General features: G+C 42.6%; 18 protein-coding genes and 1 other RNA gene. 12 read left to right on the top strand and 7 right to left on the bottom strand.

The window, feature by feature from the left end:
* The first annotated feature begins 44 nt into the window (after nt 1–44).
* Complete coding sequence (locus AC19MV_RS00675) at nt 45–347, top strand: late competence development ComFB family protein (protein ID WP_188954750.1); 303 nt, start codon at nt 45–47, stop codon at nt 345–347.
* Nucleotides 348–447: 100 nt separating this feature from the next.
* Here AC19MV_RS00675 and ffs read toward each other — a convergent pair.
* Nucleotides 448–545, bottom strand: an RNA gene (ffs, locus tag AC19MV_RS00670) — signal recognition particle sRNA small type.
* 477 nt (nt 546–1,022) lie between these two features.
* On the opposite strand from ffs, the gene AC19MV_RS00665 reads away from it, so the two are divergent.
* The 8 genes from AC19MV_RS00665 to panP all read left to right on the top strand — a co-directional run bounded on the left by AC19MV_RS00665 (nt 1,023) and on the right by panP (nt 14,597).
* Nucleotides 1,023–3,185, top strand: coding sequence for an OmcA/MtrC family decaheme c-type cytochrome (locus tag AC19MV_RS00665; RefSeq protein WP_498305239.1), 2,163 nt, complete (start codon nt 1,023–1,025; stop codon nt 3,183–3,185).
* A gap of 281 nt (nt 3,186–3,466) precedes the next feature.
* Nucleotides 3,467–5,428 carry an OmcA/MtrC family decaheme c-type cytochrome gene (locus AC19MV_RS00660; protein WP_498305237.1) on the top strand — a complete coding sequence of 654 codons (1,962 nt, stop codon included), beginning with the start codon at nt 3,467–3,469 and terminating at the stop codon, nt 5,426–5,428.
* Nucleotides 5,429–5,525: 97 nt separating this feature from the next.
* Complete coding sequence (locus AC19MV_RS00655) at nt 5,526–6,515, top strand: DmsE family decaheme c-type cytochrome (protein WP_498305236.1); 990 nt, start codon at nt 5,526–5,528, stop codon at nt 6,513–6,515.
* Nucleotides 6,516–6,527: 12 nt separating this feature from the next.
* On the top strand, nt 6,528–8,615 hold the full coding sequence (locus AC19MV_RS00650; protein ID WP_498305234.1) for an MtrB/PioB family decaheme-associated outer membrane protein: 2,088 nt from the start codon (nt 6,528–6,530) through the stop codon (nt 8,613–8,615).
* 292 nt (nt 8,616–8,907) lie between these two features.
* Nucleotides 8,908–10,062 carry a sugar diacid recognition domain-containing protein gene (locus AC19MV_RS00645; protein WP_498305232.1) on the top strand — a complete coding sequence of 385 codons (1,155 nt, stop codon included), beginning with the start codon at nt 8,908–8,910 and terminating at the stop codon, nt 10,060–10,062.
* Between the two features lie 145 nt (nt 10,063–10,207).
* A complete protein-coding gene (locus tag AC19MV_RS00640) occupies nt 10,208–11,566 on the top strand; it encodes a GntP family permease (protein WP_498305231.1) in 1,359 nt (452 codons plus the stop codon).
* A 16-nt stretch (nt 11,567–11,582) separates the two neighbouring features.
* Nucleotides 11,583–12,752 (top strand): glycerate kinase, encoded by a 1,170-nt coding sequence (locus tag AC19MV_RS00635; protein ID WP_498305229.1) that lies wholly within the window; start codon nt 11,583–11,585, stop codon nt 12,750–12,752.
* Between the two features lie 198 nt (nt 12,753–12,950).
* Nucleotides 12,951–14,597 (top strand): pyridoxal-dependent aspartate 1-decarboxylase PanP, encoded by a 1,647-nt coding sequence (gene panP / locus AC19MV_RS00630; RefSeq protein ID WP_498305227.1) that lies wholly within the window; start codon nt 12,951–12,953, stop codon nt 14,595–14,597.
* A 116-nt stretch (nt 14,598–14,713) separates the two neighbouring features.
* Here the strand turns inward: panP and AC19MV_RS00625 are convergent, their stop codons facing one another.
* Entirely contained in the window at nt 14,714–16,591 is a 1,878-nt protein-coding gene (locus tag AC19MV_RS00625; RefSeq protein WP_498305225.1) for a methyl-accepting chemotaxis protein, read from the bottom strand.
* 1,058 nt (nt 16,592–17,649) lie between these two features.
* On the opposite strand from AC19MV_RS00625, the gene AC19MV_RS00620 reads away from it, so the two are divergent.
* Complete coding sequence (locus tag AC19MV_RS00620; RefSeq protein WP_432405065.1) at nt 17,650–18,624, top strand: GGDEF domain-containing protein; 975 nt, start codon at nt 17,650–17,652, stop codon at nt 18,622–18,624.
* A 62-nt stretch (nt 18,625–18,686) separates the two neighbouring features.
* Here the strand turns inward: AC19MV_RS00620 and AC19MV_RS00615 are convergent, their stop codons facing one another.
* The 5 genes from AC19MV_RS00615 to AC19MV_RS00595 form a co-directional block, all read right to left on the bottom strand.
* A complete protein-coding gene (locus tag AC19MV_RS00615) occupies nt 18,687–19,010 on the bottom strand; it encodes a hypothetical protein (protein ID WP_498305223.1) in 324 nt (107 codons plus the stop codon).
* 274 nt (nt 19,011–19,284) lie between these two features.
* Complete coding sequence (locus AC19MV_RS00610; protein WP_498305796.1) at nt 19,285–19,509, bottom strand: PspC domain-containing protein; 225 nt, start codon at nt 19,507–19,509, stop codon at nt 19,285–19,287.
* A gap of 124 nt (nt 19,510–19,633) precedes the next feature.
* Nucleotides 19,634–19,885, bottom strand: a complete 252-nt coding sequence (locus AC19MV_RS00605) for a superinfection immunity protein (RefSeq protein WP_432405056.1) — start codon at nt 19,883–19,885, stop codon at nt 19,634–19,636.
* Nucleotides 19,886–20,166: 281 nt separating this feature from the next.
* Entirely contained in the window at nt 20,167–21,024 is an 858-nt protein-coding gene (locus tag AC19MV_RS00600) for a cobalamin-binding protein (protein WP_498305795.1), read from the bottom strand.
* An 86-nt stretch (nt 21,025–21,110) separates the two neighbouring features.
* Nucleotides 21,111–22,148: a T6SS phospholipase effector Tle1-like catalytic domain-containing protein gene (locus AC19MV_RS00595; protein WP_498305221.1), complete on the bottom strand. Its 1,038-nt coding sequence runs from the start codon at nt 22,146–22,148 to the stop codon at nt 21,111–21,113.
* 132 nt (nt 22,149–22,280) lie between these two features.
* Here AC19MV_RS00595 and AC19MV_RS00590 point away from each other — a divergent pair, with 132 nt between their 5' ends.
* Together AC19MV_RS00590 and AC19MV_RS00585 are read left to right on the top strand one after the other, a co-directional pair.
* Nucleotides 22,281–22,823 carry a hydrolase gene (locus AC19MV_RS00590; RefSeq protein ID WP_498305220.1) on the top strand — a complete coding sequence of 181 codons (543 nt, stop codon included), beginning with the start codon at nt 22,281–22,283 and terminating at the stop codon, nt 22,821–22,823.
* 61 nt (nt 22,824–22,884) lie between these two features.
* Entirely contained in the window at nt 22,885–23,874 is a 990-nt protein-coding gene (locus AC19MV_RS00585; protein ID WP_498305218.1) for a sulfotransferase family protein, read from the top strand.
* Nucleotides 23,875–23,890 lie beyond the last annotated feature (16 nt).

The raw sequence follows: 23,890 nt of genomic DNA, 5'->3' as shown, positions 1-23,890 counted from the left end.
TCGACATAGACGTCGACAACACACTGGTCTCAATGGAGCATATAATGCACTTAGATATTCGTAACTATTATGAAGTTCTATTAATGGAAATACTGAGAGATGAAGGCTTAATGGAAGAGCTGCCTGAAGAATACTTGGCCGATTTATGTTGCGTCACGCTAAATCAATTACCCGTGCGTTACATCCGTCACTTAGTCGATACCTATTTTTTTGAAAATTACCAAGAATTGCACATGATGAAAACAGAGATTTACGATGCGCTTGAAAAGTCTCGTCAATTTCTTAAAGCCAATTTACAAAAACGCTTAAAAGAAGAAGCAGAAATAGCAGCGGCACAGCAAATTTAAAGATAATTATTCGAGGGTATGCGTAGTTTACTGCCCTTTTAGGCAACAAATTAAAGATAGATGAACTAGTGAAAATGATGTGGGGATAAATTTGGAGGTTCCCCTAGAGCCGACACCCCGGCACACGAGTCGCTTGCTGCGGTTGCTCCCTTCCGGGTCTGGCCGAGTTCACAAGTTATCATTGCGGGGGGACCCTAGGGTCACCATTGACTTCTGATAAACAAAGCTTGTTTTTCAGAACGAGGCGATTATCCCCTAACCTATTGGCTTGATCAAGCCTTAATCTTAATAACTGTGTAATCACTAGCTTAGTTGCACAATACTTATGCAAATTCAACCAATATGCATTACATCAACTCGCTAAGTGAACGCCTTGATTCGATTTCTTTGTATAATTATTTGTAATCAAGCTTATGCCCGCCAAAGTTGTTCTCAATCGCTACTCTCAATTAGGCAAAGATTAACTTAAGCTAAGTTAAGGACAAAATTTTGGTTTTAACTGCTTGTGAATGACATTCATTATTTACTCCCAAAGTAATAGTCAGATCTTAGTCACAACTCTACACTTATTTCGATGAGTAACTTGCAAAGGTTAGCTAATATGAAAATTGAATAAAATCCGCACACTGTTAACCCTTAGTGAATTGCGCGATAACTAAAAAATGCAGGGAATAGATGATGAAAACAATTACCGTTCGTCCCGTAACAAAAGCGGTGCTAAGTGCAGGGCTAATCGCTTTGGCACTATCAGGCTGTGGAGGCAGCGATGGTGCCAATGGTGAAGATGGCCCAGATGGCATTATCGGTGTCAGCATTGACAGCGCATCAACACTAAAAGCCACAATGACAGATGCAACGGTGACAGACGGTAAAGTCAACGTCACTTTTAGCCTCAAAAACGGCAATGGCGTAGCTGTACTTGGGTTAACAAAAGATCATGATCTTCGCTTCGGCATTGCACAATTAACGCCTGTTACCGAAATGGTCGGTGACACACAAGTCGATCGCGGCTATCAATGGCAGTCTTATATTAATGTGTTAAAACAGCCGAATACCAGTACGATCCCCGATGGCGAAACCAATATAGCCCCCTCAGCTCAATACCAAGCAGAAGTAGAAGCCGCTTCTGCTTGCGATACTTGCTTTGTTGATAATCAAGACGGGACGTATCAATACACATTCCAAACCAATGTTAGCCAAATAACAGAACCATTAACGATTACCTATAATCAAGATAATACCCAGCGTATTACCTTAGAGTTAAAACAACCGCTCATTACTGCAAATGCACATTATGACTTCCAGCCATCTACTGGGTTAACCGAAGATATCGCCTCACGAGATGTGGTTTCAATTGAGGCCTGTTATACCTGTCACCAACCAGATAGTCTTGAATTACACGGTGGCCGCAGAATTGATCTTGAAAACTGCGCATCGTGCCACACGGCTACATCTGGCGATCCTGAAACCGGCAACAGTGTTGACTTTGGCTACATGATCCACGCTATCCATAAAGGCCAAGACCGCGTAACACATACAGCAACGACGGAAGAAGCTGCGCCGTATAAAGTCATTGGTTATGGCGGTGGTGTACATGATTATGGCAATGTGATGTATCCACAAAAACCTGCTGCTGATTGTAGTGCATGTCACGTTGAAGGCGCTAATGCCCCTCAAGATGCCGCATTATTTAACGCCAATAAAAGCGACACCGCTTGTATTGCTTGTCATACAGAATCAGCCTCTGAACATCATGTTGGTTTAAGTACACAATGTACTTCATGTCATATTGAAGAAGGTTACGCTCGCAGTGCAAAAGAAGCTCACGGCGATGTGATGAAGGCCTATAACGAAACCCAAACCATGAATGTCGTCTTTAGCGATACTACCGTTACTGCTGAAGGCAAATTTAGTACGACCGTTAAATTTACCGATGCATCGGCAAATGTCATTGCTGCTGAATTTGTCGACACTGGCAGTCGCATCGTGATGGCATGGGACAGCAACATAGATTACCCAGCTTATAACGATGCCAGTTACAGCAACAGACGTATTAAACTCAGTGAAGGGATAGCAAACGCAGACAATAGTTGGACCTTAGTGTGGAATAGCGTCACGCTACCCACTGACTATGTGGGTAAAACGTTTGAACTTTGGTCAGCGGTAACCGCGTGTTACAACAATGGCGGTTATGGTCGCCCAGAAGTGAAGTTAACCGCATGCTCTGCCGATGATGTGAGAAAAGTTGAAATAAAAAGCAGTGCATATCATTTTGTCATGGCGGCAGCGGCAGTAAATACTAGCCAAACCGCGGCATCTCGCCGAAACATAATTGATACAACAACTTGTCAAGGATGTCACAACCAAGAAGTATATCACTATGACAATGGCGTCAACTGCCAAACTTGCCATACCTCGGATAAAACGCTAAAAACTGATGCAACCTATCCAGGCGGTAAAAAATCGACCAGCTTTGCGTTTAAAGCACACAGTGCTGAAGGTCACTATCTTAAATATGCGGGTGTTGAATCAGGTACAGTGTTAAAGACTGACTGTAAAACATGTCACACCACTGGCGGCATAACGCTAGGCCGCGCAGAAGATAGAGTATGGCGATACGCTGATACCGAAACAGGTGCTGATGTTTGGGTGTCATCTGACACTGGCGCATGCTTAAGCTGTCACCAAAAATACATTACTGATGCCACCGTGTCTCACATTGAAACCAATGGCGGTATTACTGACGGCATGAGTGAAGATGATGTGCGCACACGTTCAGCAGAAATGTGTTCAACCTGTCACACACCAACACGTATTAATGAAAGCCACGGCTTTTAACGCCAATACACGATAATCTGTCGTAATGATTAAAAGACCCTAGCTTTTGCCTAGGGTCTTTTTATATTACGAACAATTAATATGCTTTAAGTCAGTATTTTATATACCTCTTTATTAATAGCCTGATCACCATCACACAATTGCGTTCGCTTTACAGACGTCTTGTTGTTTGTAAAGTAATCTTGGTATTGGGAAACCTTATTCCAACATCAACTTAACTGAATTCGATATTGCAGAACATACTGCCAGTAAGTTAGATGGATGACCTTTGCAGGGAAAAGATGATGAATATAACACACACAAAAATTGCATTATTACTTGCTATGTCAGCATCAATGACACTGGTAGGTTGTGGCGGCGGCAGTGACGGCGAACCAGGTAACCCTGGAAATCCAGGTGGTGAGCCAGCGGTAACCATTCAAGTGCTTAACCTTGATATTACCGATGTGACCTACCAAGACAACAAGCCAACAGTCACTGTATTTGCGACCAATGAAAATGATCTGCCTATCGCAGGAATATCAGCATTAGAAGTCAAAAAAGTGGTCCAGTTAATTCCTGCCGGTGCTAGCGGTGCAGGTAATTCAGCCCTATGGCAATACATTGGGTCGGAAAAAACATTTACCGATTTAGGCAACGGTAAATACACTTTTACTGTGGCTGTTGAAGGGTTTAATCCAGAACTCACACAACGTTACAATGTGATATCAAGTGCATCAACACTCCTTGATGGCGTCTCAACATCACCCAGAGCTGAAATCACAGAAGACTTTGACGGTGAAGGCTATAGTGCTAAATACACCAAAAATATTGTTAGCGATGCCACCTGTAATACTTGCCACGTAAAAGGCGAAAGCATTTATCACAGCTATACCGACTTAACGACCTGTGTAAGTTGTCACACCAACGAAATGGCAATCGAAAAAGACAAAGTACAAGTCGACTTTAGCCACCTTATTCATAACGTTCATAACAACGCAAAAATGTACGGACGTAATCTCGATAAAAGCGCAGAAGCCGCGCACGCAATCGTGCAAGACAACTGTACAACGTGCCATGTTGAGTCAGAACAATTAACTGAATGGAATAACTGGACACGCATTCCAACCATGGAAGCGTGTAGCAGCTGTCATAGCGACATTGACTTTAAAACAGGTCAAGGCCACCCGCAACAAGTTGATAACTCAAACTGTATCGCTTGTCATAATGCAAGCTGGACCGAAACCTTACATACCTCAGCCTTTGGCGAGAAAAAAGCCTTTATCAACCAATATGGTATGAGTGCGACATTGGTCGCCAATAAAGCCACAGCAGAAGATAAGTCAGCCACGTTATCAGTAACCATGTTAGACGCTGCTGGCGCAGTAATTGATGCCACTTCACTTGTGAGCAAAATCCAACGTCTTGAAACCATCACTAACGTTGGGCCAAACTTCCCTATCATGGGGTACAACGCCAGCCCAGGCAGTGGACTTGCTAAAGTGAGTAAAGACTTTATTAAAGTGGGTCTGTTGCAAACGGATGTAACCATTGCCGATGGCAAGCTAGTTTACAGCATCGCATCGCTACCTTTTGGTAGTGGTGATACCGACACAGCCTTTAGCTTTATTGGCCTAGAAATGTGTAACGACGGGAGCCAAGCAATCGATTGTGCCGATGGCGTCGCCACCACCAGTATGAAAGCAGAACTTGCCCATGCAACTTACTCAGGTAATGCCCCTAGTTACCGTCATATCGACTCAGTTAATTTTGCTTCTTGTGAAAGTTGCCATGGAGAAACCTTTGAACTGCATAAAGGTTATCATGCTGGATTTATCATGACTGAACAATTGGGCCGTGAGCTAAATGGAGAAATGACCGTAGGTGTGGATGGATGTGTCACTTGTCATACACCAGACGGAACCTATGCTTCTGGCGCAAACCAAGGCGCACTTGAAATGAAACTTCACAGTGTACATGGCGAGCAAGGTATTATTAAAGACTGTACTCAATGTCACGACGACTTCAACCTAGATGCATTTAAAGTGAAAGGCGCCCTTGCCACTTCAGCGGGCTTATACACCACACCTATCACAGCAACATGTGCATCTTGTCATGGCTTTGATGAAATCTCGCAACATGCCACCAGCCAGGGCGCTATTGTCAACGGTAGCTACCAAGAAGCAAACGATGCTGCGCAGTTAGAAACCTGTTTCTACTGCCACGCACCTAGCATTGAAAATCACACTCAAGTAAAACTGTAATCTGTTCATTGAGAGAGAAGCCAGGCTTCTCTCTCAAGCTGTGACATACATTATCAGACTGTTGATCATCACAATGGACAAATTAGGAAGTCTACTTATGAAGACCACAAACCAAATTAATACCCTACTACTCGCCCTACTTTGCTTGACGGCATCAACCGTATTTTTGTCAAATCAAGTACACGCTGCAAAGTGGGATGCCACCATAACACCGGCTGAAGTTGAAGCCACACTCGATAAAAAATTCGCCGAAGGAAAATACTCCCCTAAAGGCGCTGACTCATGTTTAATGTGTCATAAAAAATCAGAAAAAGTCATGGACCTCTTTAAAGGTGTCCATGGTGCAATTGATTCATCAAAAAGCCCAATGGCAGGCCTACAGTGTGAAGCATGCCACGGCCCATTAGGCACCCACAATCGCGGCGGCAAAGAGCCGATGATTACCTTTGGCCCGAACTCAAGCCTCGCAACCGATAAGCAAAACAGCGTTTGTATGAGTTGTCACAATGACGACAAACGCATGACATGGGAAAGCAGCCATCATGCAAATGCTGACGTAGCCTGTGCTTCTTGTCACAGCGTTCATGCCGCGCACGACCCTGTATTATCAAAGCAAACCGAAATGGACGTTTGTACCAGTTGTCACACTAAACAAAAAGCCGACATGAACAAACGGACAAGTCATCCTATGAAATGGAACCAAATGACCTGTAGCGATTGTCATAATGCCCATGGCAGCTTAAGTGATGCAGATCTTGTTCAACCTACTGTTAACGAAACTTGCTATACCTGCCATGCAGAGAAGCGCGGCCCAAAGCTGTGGGAGCATGCACCCGTGACAGAAAATTGCGCAAATTGCCATAACCCTCACGGGTCGGTTAATGATGCAATGTTAAAAACGCGTGCTCCACAATTATGCCAGCAATGTCACTCAGGCGACGGCCACACAAGTAGTGCCTACCTTGGCAACACCGATATGGGTTCAACAGTAACTGGCAATGCATTTACTGGCGGACGAAGCTGCTTAAACTGTCATAGCCAAGTCCATGGATCAAACCATCCATCGGGCAAGTTATTGCAGCGCTAAGGAGATAACGACATGAAAACAAAATTAAACATCATCACCTTAGCGTTATTATCAAGTTGTAGTTTTGGCTTATTCGCACAAGGCTATGGCTTAATGAATGCAAAAACAGACAGCGTTAAATTCGATGCCTGGCAATGTAAAGGTTGCGTGGTTGAAACTGGCACAACTGGTTACGTCGAAGCAGGCATAGCCTATAACGGCGAAGATGATATTCAATCAGCCAATGCATTCAATAGCAGTAACCAAGTAGCAGGCAAAGTAGACGCGGATATTCGCTATAAAGGCGAAACAGGTTATCAAGCAAATGTTGAGGCTCACAATCTCGGTATGGATAATGGCCGTATCGATATCGATGTCGGTAAACAAAGCGTATATAACATCAATGTTAACTACCGCTCTTTTGCCCACTATCAATCAAACAGTGCGTTAAGCCCATATCAAAATATTGGTAGTGATTACCTATCACTGCCAGACAATTGGGTCACAGCAGGCTCAAGCCCTGACATGCCAATGCTCTACAGTAGCTTAAATCCTGTAGAACTATCATTAACGCGTGACCGTACAGGGCTTGGGTTTGAATACCAGACAGAATCGCTGTTTACCACTTATGTGAATTTTCAACGTGAAGAGAAAACCGGTACTAAAACCACATCAGGCAGTTTTTATAACCAGTCTATGATGTTGGCAGAGCCTGTCGATTACACCACCGACATCCTCAATGCGGGTATTAAGCTTCGCGGAGACAATTGGTTTACCAGTGTAAATTACACTGGCTCAGTGTTTAAAAATGACAATAATCAACTCGGTTTTGACAGCGCATTTAATCCAACGTTTGGCGCACAAACGACGGGCTATATTGCACTAGATCCTGATAACGAAGCCCACACAGTGTCTTTATTAGGTCAATATAATATGGCCATGACGAACCTAAGTGGTCGCTTACTAATTGGGCAAATGACGCAAGATCAAACACTCACGACTATAGGTTACGGATACCCACTCCCCGCAAACAGTATTGATGCAAAAGTGGATATCACAGGCGCGACCTTAAAGGCGGTGACACGACTTAACCGCGCTTGGCGTGTCAGTGGCAGCTATGACTACAACGACCGAGATAATAAAACCCAAATCGAACAATGGACCCAAATCAGTATCAACGATGTCACCGGAGAAGCTGCGTACAACACGCCGTATGATCTCACCACTCACCGCGCCAAATTATCAAGTGACTATCGTATTACCCACGGTATAAAGCTTGATGGCGGTTACGACTTTAAGCGCGAAGAGCGTAGCTATCAAGACCGTGAAACCACCGATGAAGACACCTTATGGGCGCGGGTCAATGTTAACAGCTTTGACATGTGGAATATGTGGTTAAAAGGCAGCGTGAGTCAGCGTGATGGCTCACAATATAACGCATCGATGTCATCGTCATCAGAGCAAAATGCACTATTACGTCGTTACTATCTTGCCGATCGTGACCGCAGCCAAATAGAAGCACGTTTCAGCCATACACCTTTAACCGATTTAACCGTCGACTTTGGCGCACGCTACGCATTAGATGATTACACTGAGACCGACATCGGTCTCACCAAATCAACAGACACTTATTATGATATTAATCTGCATTACATGGTCAACGCAGATCTATCGCTAAATGCATTTTACAATCATCAAATCATTGAATCTGAACAATCAGGCAGTTCAAATTTCAGCGTCGCCAACTGGCAAGCTGATATTGAAGACACCATTGATTATGTCGGCGCAGGTATGAGTTACAGCAACTTAATGGACAGTCGACTAAAACTAGGCTTAGATTATGCTTACTCAAATTCAGACAGCACCACTCAAGTGAGCCAGGGGATCACCGGCGATTACGGCGATTACTTTGCAAAAGTGCATAACATCAATCTATATGGCCAATATCAAGCAACTGAAAACATGAGCATTCGTGTTGACTACAAAATGGAAAAATACCTTGATAACGACGACGCCAACGACCTCAACCCAGACACCATCTGGAACGTAGTCAGCTTTGGCAATGTCGACCATGATTACACTGCACATATGATTATGCTGAGCATGCGCTATAGCTTATAAAGACTTATAAACGATAGTGTTAACGATTAAATGCCAACATCTTTATGTTGGCATTTTTATATTGTGGACAAAAAACTTGCAACACAACCGAATTTAACATTATATTAACAAGGTGAATACCTTGTGATTGAAATTTGGGCAAAAGGATGTTGCCCACATTTTCTTGCTATTTCCCTACCTCTCCCTCCTCAAATGCATTTTTTTAACATTGACTGCCACTATCAACACACATAAGTTATCATGATCTCAATGGCGGCGTTATTGCCACACACGATGGAAGTTCGAGGGGATCATGCTTCAAATTGATACAGATATTGCGGGTAAAATTGTCGACCGCACAATGAAAATAATTGGCCATAATATCAATGTCATGAACGCACAAGCTGTCATTCTCGGTTCAGGTGAAAAGCACCGTATCGGCACCATTCATGAAGGGGCTTTACTTGCCATTAGCCAAAACCGTAACGTCGAAATAAATCACACCATTGCAGCTAATTTACAAGGCGTAAAACCAGGGTTAAACCTTCCTCTGCACTACCAGGGGCAAGTTGTTGGCGCAATTGGCATCACAGGCGAGCCTGACACCTTAAGCCATTATGGCGAATTGCTTAAAATGACGGCTGAAATGATTGTCGAGCAAGCTAACTTGCAAGAGCAGCTACAGTGGCAAAATCGCCAAAAAGAAGAGTTTATTTCACAGCTTATTCTTGCGAGCGAAGCAGAACTGCCGTCACTAAAACAGTGGGCATTGCAATTGGGTATTGATTTATCCGTGCCACGAGTTGCAGCCATCATTGAACTCGACAGTCATAACGCGGCTTTTCAGCAAGACAATCAAGCACTCAAACAAGTGATGTACTTGCTGCAACACCCCATGCGTGACAATTTAATCGCTATGACATCGCTCACTCAATTAGTGATCCTTAAACCGGCATTTCTAGACGGTAAGCAATTTGACCCCGAACTTGAAAGCCAGCGCATCGATAAATTACTCAAACGCCTGCCAGCAAACATGCAATTGCGTTTACACATCGCATTAGGGCATTATTTTAGTGGTGATTTAGGCATTACATACTCTTACCGTACAGCCCAAGAAACCCTCGACATTGGCAAAAAATACCACCCAGAAAAAAGCAAATACCTTTATCAAGACTACAGCTTACCGGTGTTACTTTCGGGCTTGCGTCATCACTGGCGAGGTAATGCACTTGCAGCGCCTTATCAAAAGTTGATTGAAGCTGACAGTAATCAACAATTACAAAAAACCTTAGCGGCATATTTACAGCACATGGGTGACTTACAAGCGTGTGCTAACAGCTTGTTTATCCATAGAAATACTCTTCGTTATCGCCTTGATAAAATCCAAAACGTGACCAATATTGATTTACATAATTTCAATGGTTTACTCAGTTTGTACCTAGGGCAACTTATCCACCAGCCGGAATAAATTAACCAACACAATTAATTGTGCATATGCACAACAAACAAAACAAAATCCCTACTCAGTTAATGCAAATGAACAAAGCAATTTTGGCCTAATGATTTACTATTGTTGAGTGTTTTTACCCTCAAACAATAATAATGAGTAACCTATGGGCTTAATATTGATCCTACTCGGCGTTATCGCGTTTATCGTGGTTGCCACCTCCAAATTTAAACTACATCCGTTCTTAACCTTAATCTTAGCGTCATTTATTGCCGCTTTTGCTTACGGCCTGCCAAGCCAAGAAATTGCCAAAACCATCACTAACGGTTTTGGTGGCATTCTTGGTTACATTGGTTTGGTGATTGTCTTGGGGACAATCATTGGCACCATTTTAGAAAAAAGTGGCGCGGCCATTACCATGGCAGAAGTGGTCATTAAGCTTTTTGGACAACGTTTTCCAACCTTAACCATGTCGATTATCGGCTACCTGGTATCAATCCCGGTTTTTTGTGACTCAGGTTTCGTGATTTTAAACTCACTAAAGCAATCAATGGCTCACCGTATGAAGGTGTCTAACGTGGCAATGAGTGTTGCGTTAGCGACGGGGCTTTATGCTACCCATACATTTGTACCGCCAACGCCAGGGCCAATTGCCGCTGCAGGCAACTTAGGCCTAGAGTCACAATTAGGCTTAGTCATTGCTGTCGGTGTTTTTGTGGCCGCTATCGCTGCATTTGCAGGCATGCTTTGGGCTAATCGCTTTAAAAACGAAGAACCTGACGGTGAAGGCGCAGAAGAGTTAACTCAACAACTTGATCAACTCGATGACCTTAAAAATGCATACGGTAAATTACCAAGTCCAACTAAAGCATTTGCACCGATTTTTGTACCCATTGTGTTGATATGTTTAGGCTCTATCGCCAGCTTCCCGTCAAAACCACTTGGCGAAGAAGGCATATTTTCAATATTGGTGTTTTTAGGTCAACCGGTTAATGCCTTAATGATTGGTTTGCTGCTGTCTTTATCACTTTTAAAAAGTGATAAAAAAATTGCCGAGTTCAGTGAGCGGATCAGTCAAGGTTTAGTGGTTGCTGCACCTATTTTACTGATCACGGGTGCCGGTGGCGCATTTGGCGCAGTGTTAAAAGCAACAGAAATTGGCGCATTCCTTGGCAGCAGTTTATCGGCATTAGGCGTCGGGATATTTATGCCCTTTATCGTGGCCAGTGCATTAAAGTCAGCACAAGGTTCATCAACGGTAGCTTTAGTGGCCACTTCAGCATTGGTCGCACCATTATTGGGTGATATCGGTCTTGATTCTGAAATGGGCCGGGTACTAACAGTGATGGCAATTGGCGCTGGCGCAATGACAGTATCGCATGCTAATGACAGCTTCTTTTGGGTTGTCACCCAGTTTAGCCGCATGAGTGTTAAGCAAGCTTACCGCGCACAAACGGCAGCTACATTAATCCAAGGTGTCACCGCCATGATTACTGTGTACCTCCTCAGTTTATTTTTACTGTAAATTATCAGGGCCATATATGAAAATCGTAATTGCACCAGACTCGTTTAAAGAAAGCCTTAGTGCACTTGAAGTGGCAAACGCTATTGAGCAAGGGTTTAAGCATATTTTCCCCGATGCGCAATATTGTAAAGTTCCCATGGCTGATGGTGGCGAAGGAACAGTACAAGCTATGGTGGATGCAACCGGTGGACATATAATAGAACGTCGCGTTACAGGGCCATTAGGCACTCCGGTAAAGGCATTTTATGGCATTCTTGGGCAACCTGATGCAAACGGTCAGCATACTGCCGTCATTGAGATGGCGGCTGCATCAGGCCTTCATTTAGTGCCACCAACACAACGAAACCCGCTATTGACCACCAGTTTTGGTGTTGGCGAATTAATCGCCGATGCACTTAATCAGGGGATCAGGCACATTATTTTGGGCTTAGGTGGCAGCGCGACCAATGATGCTGGCGCCGGCATGATGCAAGCTCTTGGTGCAAAACTCACTGATATTGCAGGGACCAATATTAAATTGGGTGGTGCAGCACTTGCGACATTGCACAGTATCGATATTCAATCACTGCACCCAAATATCAGTGATTGCACAATAGAAGTCGCCTGTGATGTAGACAATCCATTATGTGGGCCTCGAGGGGCTAGTGCCATTTTTGGTCCACAAAAAGGCGCAAGTCCTGCCATGGTAGAACAACTCGACCAGGCATTAGCCCACTTTGCCAATGTGATTAACCGTCAACACACACCACAGATTACATTGGATTGTGAACATCAAGCTGGAGCGGGCGCGGCGGGTGGAATGGGATTTGGCGTAATGGCACTTTTAGCCGCGACCTTAAAACCTGGAGTTGAAATTGTCACCCAAAGCGTTGAGTTGGCAAAACATTGTCAAGATGCAGATTTAGTCATTACAGGCGAAGGGCGTATTGATGCTCAAACTGTCTATGGCAAAACCCCAATGGGTGTGCTAAATGTAGCCAAAAGATACAACGTGCCCACAATTGCGATAGCAGGCTGCTTAGGTGATAACGCTGATGCGATTATTCAACATGGAATGAAAGCCATCTTCCCTATTATTCCCGCGGTGCAATCGTTAGAACAAGTCTTGTCTGATGCTCAGGTAAACCTAACCAATACGGCGCAGAATATTGCCGCGGTATGGTCCCTCTCATTCAAGCCAAACTAAGTGTAAAATGAGCCACAACCAGCGCCTAATACTCAATAGTGTTAGGCGCTTTTTAATGCGTAAGTAGTATAAATACTTGAAGCTAAGCAAGGCTTACAGTAAAGTTAGCACCCTCTTTTAGTCCTGTAGACATAGCGCGCATTTTAACGCATTTATCATCGTCTATAGGATGCAGTTTTCACCACAACGGCAAGCACAATGACCTCAAAAATTCCGCGTCAAGCACAGGCTTCAGCAGACAGTTTATTGCGGATTTTTACCGCACCTGAAGATGCTTCATCGACGCTAAGCATTATTGAACAGAGGTTATCTCAAGACTTAGCCGGATTTTTAGGTAACAGCATTGCGGCATTAGAAAAGCCATTAGCTGAAATTGAAACTGATTTTAATGCCCATCAAATTCCAGTAGACCCCACTTTTGTGTCTGACTACGCTGACGAAATCATGCGTAATTTAGTGGCCCACTCCGTTCATACTGCGGCGCCGAGCTTTATTGGCCACATGACCTCTGCCCTGCCATATTTTGTACTGCCGTTGTCTAAAATGATGGTCGGATTGAATCAAAATTTAGTTAAAATTGAAACATCCAAAGCCTTTACCCCGCTTGAACGTCAAGTGTTAGGCATGATGCACCACCTCGTTTATCAACAACCAACTCACTTTTATGACCAATGGATGCACAGCGCCAATCATTCCTTAGGTGCATTTTGCTCTGGTGGCACTGTCGCAAACATCACCGCATTATGGATTGCCCGTAACCGATTGCTCAAACCGCAAGATGACTTTAAAGGCATCACCCGCGAAGGCATGCCAAAAGCGCTGCGGTTTTATGGATTTGATGATTTAGCCATTTTAGTGTCTGAGCGTGGCCATTACTCTCTTGGTAAAACCGCTGACTTACTCGGTATTGGTCGCGACAACATTGTGAGTATCCCAACGGATCATGACAATAAAGTCGACGTTGAGGCAATGCGCGCAGCCGCTAAAAAATTAGCGACACAAAATATTAAAGTGATGGCCATTGTCGGCGTTGCAGGTACAACCGAAACCGGCAATGTCGACCCATTAACTGAACTGGCTCAACTTGCGGCAGAATTACAATGCCATTTCCACGTTGATGCTGCTTGGGGCGGCGCAAGCCTATTGTCGAACAAATACCGCCATTTACTCAAAGGCATAGAACTTGCTGACTCGGTCACCATTGATGCTCATAAACAAATGTATGTGCCAATGGGAGCCGGCATGGTGATATTTAAAGATCCTGAGCTAGCACAAGCCATCGTGCATCATGCTGAATATATTTTACGGGTGGGTTCTAAAGATTTAGGCAGCCAAACATTAGAGGGTTCTCGCCCAGGCATGGCTATGCTAGTACATGCGTGTCTGCAAATTATTGGTCGCGACGGTTATGAGATTTTAATTAATAACAGCCTAGAAAAAGCCCGTTATTTTGCATCGATTATTGAGCAACACCCAGAGTTTGAATTAGTGACCAAACCTGAGTTGTGTTTACTCACTTATCGATATATTCCCAGCACAGTTCAGCAGTTACTTAACGAAGCAGTAGCAAGCAATAACGAGCCTTTGGTTCGTAAAATCAATGAGCTTCTCGATGGCTTAACCCAATTTATTCAAAAGCATCAACGTGAACAAGGTAAGTCATTTGTCTCTCGTACCCGTATTAAACCAGCCAAATATTTCAGGCAGCACACCACAGTATTTAGAGTGGTATTAGCCAACCCTCTCACCAACGAGCAAATATTGCATGACGTGTTGACTGAACAAGTTGAGATAGCCACGTTGGACAATGAATTTTTACCACAAATCATAGCATTAATGAATTAAGCTGAGTGAGCTGAGTGAGCTGCAACTTAAAAAGCCTATTTACTATTGAAAAATCAACAGTAAATAGGCGTTATCAACCAATGTCATTTGCAAACCACATGTAAAAAGATCTACTCTTAAAAAGTGAATACCTCTACAGACTTGTTCAATTGCGCAGAAATACCTTTTAACTCAGTCGCGGTATGGCTGTTACTTTGTGCACTATCAAACGTCTCTTTTGCCAAATCATTAATCGCCACAATACTTTGATTAATTTCTGCCGCTACATGGGTTTGCTCTTCAGCAGCCGTGGCAATTTGGTTATTCATATCTAAAATCAACGACACTGACTGCAAAATAGCTACTAATGCTTCGTTTGCACTGGCAGAACGCGCCGCAGTACTTTGGGCATTTTTCATATTCACTTGCATCAAACTCACCGACTCTTTTGCTTCAGTCTGCAATTTGCTGATCATATCTTGAATTTCACGAGTACTTTCTTTAGTACGATTAGCCAAGTTTCTGACTTCATCTGCCACCACAGCAAAACCACGACCATGCTCACCCGCTCGCGCCGCTTCAATAGCAGCATTAAGCGCTAAAAGATTGGTTTGCTCCGAAATGCTATCAATCACTTCCAAAATGCCGCCAATGCGCTGAGTTTCTTGCTCAAGTCGAGTCGTTACTGATACCACTTTATCTAAACCGCCCACTAGGGTGGTAATTTCAGTATTCATTTCATTCACGATTTGGATACCGCCTTCTGACGACTTTTGCGCTTCATCTGCGGCCGTCGACGCCTGTAAAGCATTACGAGCAACTTCATCGACAGTAACCGTCATTTCATTCATGGCGGTCGACGTTTGCTCTAACTGCAACATTTGTGATTCCGAACTTTGACTCACATTTGATGCTGCTGAAAACATTTTATCTGAAGATTTCATTAACTCAGTACTTGCGCTATTTATGCGCTGCAGTGTGGAGGTGAGTTGCTTCACCATCACTAACGTAGCGGCGTACACGCCGGTTTCATCGCCAGTTCCAATCCCTGCAGCAGATAAATCCCCTTTAGCGACTCGTTTAACGATTTCTTCAATATCGGTTGGTTCACCGCCAATTGGGCGGTACATGAGCCGTGTCACTAATACATACGTTAGCGCCAATGACGCCAATAATGCCAACACAGCAATACCTACGCTCAGTATTAAGTTGGTTGTTGATGCGGCATTAATATTCTGCCAACGATCCCAAGACCATACACTCCAGCCTAAGGCGGCTAACTTAGCATTGAGTGCAAAGTAATCCTCGCCAGCCTGTTGGTAATTTATCCCTGTTGAATCACTGTTTTTAAATGGGGCAAAATCAGGTTGTACATCGAATAAATTTTTACCAATCTGGTCAGGATACTTAGAAGCTAAAATAAATCCATCTTCTCGGCTCACATACAACTGGCTACTTTCAGACAATCCAGCAATGAAATCGGTAATCGATTGCACTCCAATATTAACGCACAATACCGCTATTGTTTTTCCTCCACGGATAACAGGAACGGCAACCGCCATTACCGGTGTTCCGGTACTACTAATATAAGGAGTCGTGACAATATATTGCTCGCCAGCAAAGGCCCTTACATACCATTCACGCTTAAGCTCTACTGCATTAAAGTTTGGAATTACGCCATTAGGTAAATACGTTTCACCATTTTTCAGCCCAATATAGGCTTCTAACACACCGAGATCTTTCTCTACATGAGCCAACTGTAGCTTAATTTCATCAATATTAAGTTGCCCCTCATCTATTGGCATATTTGCAGCGACTAACGACAAGCTGTCAAAGTAACGTAGCATTCTTTGTTCTAATGCATCCGCGATCAGATGAGCTTCATTACCTAATTTTTCACTGTAATCATGTACAGATGATGCTTTAAAATTTAAGTAACTCACGGTAGTGATCAATACAATTACGGCAGCAAATAAACCACCAATAAAGCTGACCAACTTGAATTTTGCGCTCATTGCCACTCCTAAATTATTGTCATACTTTGAATCATAGTTATTTTTGAGTAATTGATATTTTTGAGTAATTGAACTTTTGAGCCATGTCATTAACAGATATAGCAACTTAATATGTATAACTATAAGCCACTGTGGAGATTTGGTGAGACTTTATAAAGTGACTAAATACTTTATCGGTTCAAAACCCAAAAATTAAATAGCTGCACGGCATAAATATGCCGAAAACAGTATCCATCAAAAAGACATGCGAATGATCAGGAGCGAATAGATCCCAGATAGCGCTATAACTATAGTCAGTCGTCGTATCATTGATTTGAGAGTCAGCAATTATTTAAACCAGGCTTGAGTAACCTTGAGAGCAAAAATCTTCTGCCAGACCTGCACGATTAATGGCCAGCAAACTAAATCATTAACATAAATCTTGAGTGATGCAGACAAATCAGAAGTTGCGGAGCTATCTATTTAAGCGAGCTCAGGGTTTCGCTTAAATCACATCTATAAAATACTCCATAAACTCTGATTTAGTTGACTGTCTGTCCGGCCCAAACATTACGAAGCAAGGTATTGAATCCATAAAAGACTTTTAAAATCTTTCCCATATCAACGATAATTAACATCCAAATCAATGAATCACCGACTGAGATAGACAACTGGTTTAAAGATGAAGCCTGTATGAGTAAACAAATTACCACCATCAGGATTGCTCCAGAGAAAGCAGCGAGTAAATTTGCGACCTGAACAATAAGAACATCATATTAGGCGTAAACTAGAGGCGAGTTGGCAGGGTCAGAACGGAGGAACAAGGGTGCAAGACGACGAAACTACGTGATCTCATGACCAACGTAAATGATGCCGCAGTGCAAATATAAATATTTACTCTGTTCTTACTAAATTCTGATTGTTAAAAGACTACCCTATGTAGATTATAGGTAAGAAAAAATACCCTATTATGTAGTATTCTAGAGCAAAAAGATTGGCTGGATCCTCGAGCAAATAATCCATTTGTTAATTAAGCCAGCTTGATAAGTATCATAATTCACTTTACTACGAGTAACGTCATGATTAATCAGCTACAAGAAAAATATCAACTGTCGTTATTGTTGCTACTCAGTGCTGTCGCTGTGTTAGGCGTTTCCCCATTTGTAGTGATACGTTATTTGGCTGGAAACTTCACGGCGACTATCATTGATACAATACTTATCCTAGGGATTATATCTTTAGTCACATACGCGTATTACTCGAAAAAAATCCGAATGGTAAGTGCGGTGATAGCAGTATTTATTAATGCAGGTGTTGTCATCATCGCAATCGCTAACGGAGTCGATAGTTTTTTATGGGTTTACCCCGTCTTCGCAAGCACTTTCATTTTGGTAAAGCCAGTTGAAGCCTTTTGTATAAATATTATCGCCGGTATTTCGGTAGTAGAACTATCTGATATTTTTAACACTATTTCAGAGGACTCTTTCATTATAACAACGTCAATGTTGTCATTAAGTGCCTTCGTTTATGCCAGCCATGGGTTAAAGCAATTTCGTTTACTTGAAACACTTAATACGGTGGACGTATTAACGGGTGCCTTTAATCGTCGAGCAATGAGTTCAGATTTGAAAGTCGCTCTGGCTAACGCCGAGCATAACGATATTAAATATTTTTTGGTCATACTAGATTTAGATTATTTTAAGAAGGTTAATGATAAATTTGGCCATGCTGTTGGTGACAAAATACTGCAAGACTTTGTCACCATTACCACATCGAACATTCGTAAATATGACAAACTTTACCGATTTGGTGGGGAAGAGTTTGTACTCTTAATTCCCGAGAATAACGATAGACAACATACGTTTTTTGATGACCTTCGAACAACGATTAAAAAGGAGTTAACAACACCAGATGGTGAAGAGGTAACGGTGTCATTTGGTGTTGCTCATTGGGTACCAGGTACAACCGAAGACACTTGGTTGCAACGTGCCGATGAAGCACTTTATCAAGCTAAAGCAAAAGGTCGTGATTGCGCAGTTTTTAGCCATAAATAGTGTTATTAACACATGATGGTGAGATGTCATTATTCACAAAAATTGCTCAGTCTAACAAGACGTTATTTAGCATTTTGGTTAACTTGTATTTTATTTAATTCTTGAGACAACATGTTTTCCATTGTGTCGTGTTGCGGCAACTTTTTTTCAAGGATATCAACTAGTTCATTATATTTGGGCGAACCACCTAATTGTGGCAGTATTATAGTGAAAAAGACTAAGAAAATAGCCAGATAGGTAAACTGTTCATGAGGCAAAACACCAAACAACATGGCGATTAAAAGGCCAACTAATATCATGAATAACACGGGCTGCATCCACTTACTTTTATTACGTGATTTCATAGCAGCTTTAATCACTGCGATTTCCTTTTGAGACATATCCATTATCAAATATCCATAAAAAATGCGTTAACACTTATTCGTAAGGCGGTTTTCAAAACATCAATCACTGATAGGATAAGATCGATACCCCATCTACATTCTGCTATAACGTTTTACAAACATAAAATACATCAGAGCTTTATGCTGGCTCACGAAGCAATACATCAATACCTGTTGCCTGCTAAAATGATTAACAGGTTGAACCGTATGATCTGATGACACCTTATTTTAACAAACCTGTGCGTTAATACTCTGCTTTAAATTCTTTGCAATTAGCTTATTTTCTTTGTCGCTTTTTTCGCCGTAAGTCACGGGCCATGGCGTCTGTCGTTGGGTATTTTGGTAACACGAACCATAAAACAACATAAACGAATATTGGAATAGCAAAAAATAGGCTAGTTAACAAAAATGCTAACCTGATGCTGTTTTTTCGCAAATGGTAATATTCTGCAATACCCGAGCAAACGCCAGCAATAATTGCAGATTCGCCACGAGTTAGCACTTTTATATCATCTAGACTTTCCAAGCCGTTGATTTCCTCTTGGTCTGGTGTAACGAAGCATCATGACGTTAATAACCGTAGGCCATAAAATTAACGCTACGGTGCTTAATGCTCTGACTACTTGTTAAGTTTCTTCTTTGATTTTGTTAGCATATTTACCAAAGACTTTACCCGTTGTGGCCCATACCATCACGCCGCCCCAGGCGATAAAAGACAGACCAGCTGGGATACAAGCCAATAGAATGTATTTAAAGTGTTTTCTATTAAAAATTAACGAAAGAAGTGCTGGAAGAAACCAAAGAATAAGCCCGCCTATCACTAACGCAGCCATAAACATATAGTTGTCACTTGCCAACATTTTATCTATAAAATCCATTTACTTAATCCTTTTTAAAATTGATAAATCTTACTCATATTTAGACATAACGCAGCAAAGAGAAAATCGTCATCTGCTCGTTTTGTTAGCTCTTTGCCATGCACGTTCACATTGAAATTACACCAATATAAATAACAACTCGGTAACATTACAATAGTCATTGCTGAATATGCAACTAAAACAGGCACAAGGCATTGTTTAACATTTAGATACTGAAAGTAAAAAGGAAAGTGCAAATACACGGTACAAAACGATCATCCTGAAAAAAGGTTACTTGTTATTTAATTTCGTACTTTATCCAACGCCCCGCAAACGGCATTAACGCCTTGAATCGCTCTTGGGGTTGCACGGTGCAGTAAGTCTGCATCGAACTGATATATATGCTGGTTTTTTACTGCGGGGAGTTCTGGCCAATCGGTCCAGTTAATGCCTAAAATATTGCCTTCATCTTGGCTTTGTAAAATCACTTCTGCATCGGTTAATAACACATTTTCGATGCTTATTTGTGGGTATTCGCTGGCGGCATCATAAAACACATTTTCACCATGACACACTTCAATAAGTTGCTGGATCCAACTGCCCTTAGCTACCGTCATTAGTGGGGTTGACCATAATTGATAAAACACTTTCACTGCTGGCTTAGCTTGATTTTGACTTTTAATGTCGGCTAATTGCTGACGGTAATTTGCCGCGACTTTATTGGCAATCGCTTCGTGTCCTGTCAATTGCCCAAGCAGTTCAAGATCGCTCGCAACGTCAGCTAAGGTTTTAGGGTCGCTATTAACCACTTTAAAACCTAAATCTTGCAGTTGCTTGATGTCTTCCATTTTATTGCCGCTTTGCCACACTACGACTAAATCTGGATTTAACTCAATAACTCGCTCAATTTGCACCCCATAATAGCCCCCAATACTTGGGATGGATTTAGCTTGCTCAGGGTAATCTGCATAATCAGTGGTGGCGACAATGGCATCGCCCGCGCCAATGGCGTAAAGCATTTCAACACTTTGCGGTGACAAGGCAATAATTCGTTTAGCTGGCGCTACTGGCCCTGCGCCGTTTACAGAAAGCTCATTAGCCGACACTGTTGCAAAAGCCGTTGAGGGTACACTCGGTAAAATAATTAACGTAAACGCCATCGACAACGAAACAAATAAACGTAACAAAAGGATATCCTTAACAGCTTAAGTAACCAGAATAAAGGTGACAAAAATTCATAAAATGACTATTCGACCAGTTTATCTGGCCAACCATAGTGCTCAATATAATTAACTAAGTTTTTAGGTCGATAATTATTGTCGTTCAACCAACGTGTTTTCACTGATTGATGCAATAAAATAGGCACTAATTCAGGATCAAGTTCACGAATAAAACGCTTTTTAATGCGATAAAAACTACGATACGATTCATTAATATCAGCCATTGGGTTAGGCAATAGCGCGTCAGATAAATGCAGCTCTACCGTTAACTTAAACGCTTTGGCTTGGCTCAACATCCATTGCAACGCAATGTCCGACAAGGTACTACCATCTTTATTGGGTGCACAACTACCACCAATATTACTGTGAGCCCCCGCAAACCACACTTGTTGAATATCAATGCCACTGCGAGGTTGCCAAATAGTGGGTTCAAAATCACTTCGATGTTCGTCCAGCGCTAAAGCATGACGCGCCACTTTAACATTGCGCCCAAGTTTGGTGTCGTAAAACTCGTCTTTGTCTTCAAATAGCCCTAAAAATGACACTGGAATCCCCATTGCGCCCACGGTATCCCACACGCCCACAAAAGCCACTTCGCGCGATGGATGTGAATACTGCTGCCTAAATTCAACCGAACGCTCACCTTCGGGCGCAAACGGTTTCGATTTCATTTTATAGTGTTCAAATGCTTGTTGAATCAATTTGGCATCGGGGCGAGTAATTATTCCGCAATTATTAATTAAGCCGCACAAACAGCGGACAGTGTAGGCTCCACGACTAAAACCGAATAAATAAATGTCATCACCTGGGGAGTAGTTTTGCACGATATAGCGGTAGGTATCCATGATGTTTTTATGTAAGCCGCGCCCTGTTGCGCCACCAATTAATGCGTCATGATAAGAACCGATGCCCCAGTCATAAAAGACCTGTTGCGGCACGCCATCATCACCTAACGGTTTAATCGCTCGGGCGAGTTTGAGTACATTGGTTGCGTGATCTTTTTCAAGATCCTTTTCAGGCCGATTCCATGTACCATCGGCACAAATCACAATTCGTTTTTTCATCACTGTCCCTGCTCCTTGCCTAAGTCGTCCTGTCATAGTCGTCCTGCTATCACTATAGACTAAAAGCCTATTTGAACCCGCCTGAAAATAACCAATACTCTTCAATTAACCCTCAGCAAAAGGAACTGCGATATGATCACTGCAGAACAAAGTGTATTAATGATTGTTGACGTGCAAGGTAAGCTTGCCCAAGTAATGCAACAATCGGCTATGTTACACCAAAAGTTGGCCGTATTAATTCAAGGCGCGCAACTTTTTGATATTCCTATTATTTGGCTAGAGCAACTGCCTGAAAAACTGGGGCACACCAGTGACGAGTTAACACAAATACTCTCAAAAACGACTCAACCCATCGCAAAACAACACTTCAGTGGTTGGCATTGTGATGAGGTAAGGCAGCAGCTCAACACATTAAACCGTAGCCAGGTTATTTTGGCCGGGATAGAAACCCACGTGTGTGTATACCAAACCTGCCAAGACTTACAGGCCAACAACTTCCAAGTGCATGTGGTTAACGATGCGGTGTCATCAAGAGAATTAGAAAACAAAAAACTAGGAGTACAAATGATGCTAAACGATGGCGCTAAACTCACTAACGTTGAGTCGCTATTGTTTGAGTTACAGAATGTGGCCCAAGGCGAGCGCTTTAAGGCATTACTCAAGCTGATAAAGTAGCCATATGATGCCAGTATGAGTATGATGTTAAGCACAAATATAACAATAACATCATACTGCTATGCACTCATTTGATCGGCCCATTATTATTTTATCCGCGCCACGTTCTGGCAGTACCCTACTGTTTGAAGTGCTGTCAAAAAGCCAATCCCTGCATACTATTGGCGGTGAAAGCCATGCATTGATTGAAACCATTCCTCAACTCAATATTGCCTATCGTCAGTTTAGCTCCAATGCCTTGAGCGCAGACGACATTGACGATGAGTTAGCTCAGCAATTACAACAACGCTTTAGTGATGAGCTGCGAGACAGTAAAGGCCAAAAACCTAAAACATCATCGGTTAGGCTGCTTGAGAAAACCCCAAAAAACAGCTTACGAGTTGATTTTTTTAATGCGCTATTTCCAGATGCGTTGTTTATATACCTAGTGCGCGAACCCAAAGAAAATATCAGCAGCATTATGCAAGCCTGGCGTTCCAATAAATTTGTGACCTACCCTAACCTTCCCGGTTGGGATAAACGTCATTGGTCACTGCTATTACCTCCAAACTGGCAAAAATTAAACAAGCAACCGCTGCACAATATCGCGGCGTTTCAATGGCAAGCGGCTAACGATGCCATTATGAGTCAATTGCAAAAGTTACCATCAGGGCGTTGGTGCATGTTGTCGTATGACCAATTAGTGTCTCAACCTGAACAAACCGTTAGCGCCCTGTGCGAGTTCACTGGCGTTGAGTTCGACCCAGATTTAGCCGCCCTATGCAGCCAACCTTTACCGCATTCGCGCTACACGATTACCACACCTAAAGCCAACAAGTGGCTAGACAATTATCACGATATTGAAAAAGTGTGGCCCAATATTGCCAATACCCTTGGTCACATTAATCAGCATTTGAGCGCACACGGCCAGCCTGTTTTTGAAGCTCAATGGCAAGTTCATGATATTGCACCGCCACAGCCTAAGGCCGATTTTGCTGCAGTGCCACGTAATAGCCCATGCCCATGCGGCTCAGGTAAACGCTTTAAACAATGCCATGGCGCATTAAGTTAATTTATAGAGAGACATA

This window comes from Shewanella sp. MF05913 (assembly GCF_059758095.1).
This window is presented reverse-complemented; position numbering and strand designations above follow the sequence as displayed.

Excerpts from the sequence above, each read along its gene's own strand:
- AC19MV_RS00585 (WP_498305218.1), top strand. The coding sequence starts at position 22,885 with ATGCACTCATTTGATCGGCCCATTATTATTTTATCCGCGCCACGTTCT.
- AC19MV_RS00650 (WP_498305234.1), top strand. The coding sequence starts at position 6,528 with ATGAAAACAAAATTAAACATCATCACCTTAGCGTTATTATCAAGTTGT.
- AC19MV_RS00625 (WP_498305225.1), bottom strand. The coding sequence starts at position 16,591 with ATGAGCGCAAAATTCAAGTTGGTCAGCTTTATTGGTGGTTTATTTGCT.
- AC19MV_RS00665 (WP_498305239.1), top strand. The coding sequence starts at position 1,023 with ATGATGAAAACAATTACCGTTCGTCCCGTAACAAAAGCGGTGCTAAGT.
- AC19MV_RS00605 (WP_432405056.1), bottom strand. The coding sequence starts at position 19,885 with ATGGATTTTATAGATAAAATGTTGGCAAGTGACAACTATATGTTTATG.
- AC19MV_RS00600 (WP_498305795.1), bottom strand. The coding sequence starts at position 21,024 with ATGGCGTTTACGTTAATTATTTTACCGAGTGTACCCTCAACGGCTTTT.
- AC19MV_RS00640 (WP_498305231.1), top strand. The coding sequence starts at position 10,208 with ATGGGCTTAATATTGATCCTACTCGGCGTTATCGCGTTTATCGTGGTT.
- AC19MV_RS00635 (WP_498305229.1), top strand. The coding sequence starts at position 11,583 with ATGAAAATCGTAATTGCACCAGACTCGTTTAAAGAAAGCCTTAGTGCA.
- AC19MV_RS00620 (WP_432405065.1), top strand. The coding sequence starts at position 17,650 with ATGATTAATCAGCTACAAGAAAAATATCAACTGTCGTTATTGTTGCTA.
- AC19MV_RS00660 (WP_498305237.1), top strand. The coding sequence starts at position 3,467 with ATGATGAATATAACACACACAAAAATTGCATTATTACTTGCTATGTCA.
- AC19MV_RS00645 (WP_498305232.1), top strand. The coding sequence starts at position 8,908 with ATGCTTCAAATTGATACAGATATTGCGGGTAAAATTGTCGACCGCACA.
- panP (WP_498305227.1), top strand. The coding sequence starts at position 12,951 with ATGACCTCAAAAATTCCGCGTCAAGCACAGGCTTCAGCAGACAGTTTA.
- AC19MV_RS00675 (WP_188954750.1), top strand. The coding sequence starts at position 45 with ATGCACTTAGATATTCGTAACTATTATGAAGTTCTATTAATGGAAATA.
- AC19MV_RS00595 (WP_498305221.1), bottom strand. The coding sequence starts at position 22,148 with ATGAAAAAACGAATTGTGATTTGTGCCGATGGTACATGGAATCGGCCT.
- AC19MV_RS00655 (WP_498305236.1), top strand. The coding sequence starts at position 5,526 with ATGAAGACCACAAACCAAATTAATACCCTACTACTCGCCCTACTTTGC.
- AC19MV_RS00615 (WP_498305223.1), bottom strand. The coding sequence starts at position 19,010 with ATGGATATGTCTCAAAAGGAAATCGCAGTGATTAAAGCTGCTATGAAA.
- AC19MV_RS00590 (WP_498305220.1), top strand. The coding sequence starts at position 22,281 with ATGATCACTGCAGAACAAAGTGTATTAATGATTGTTGACGTGCAAGGT.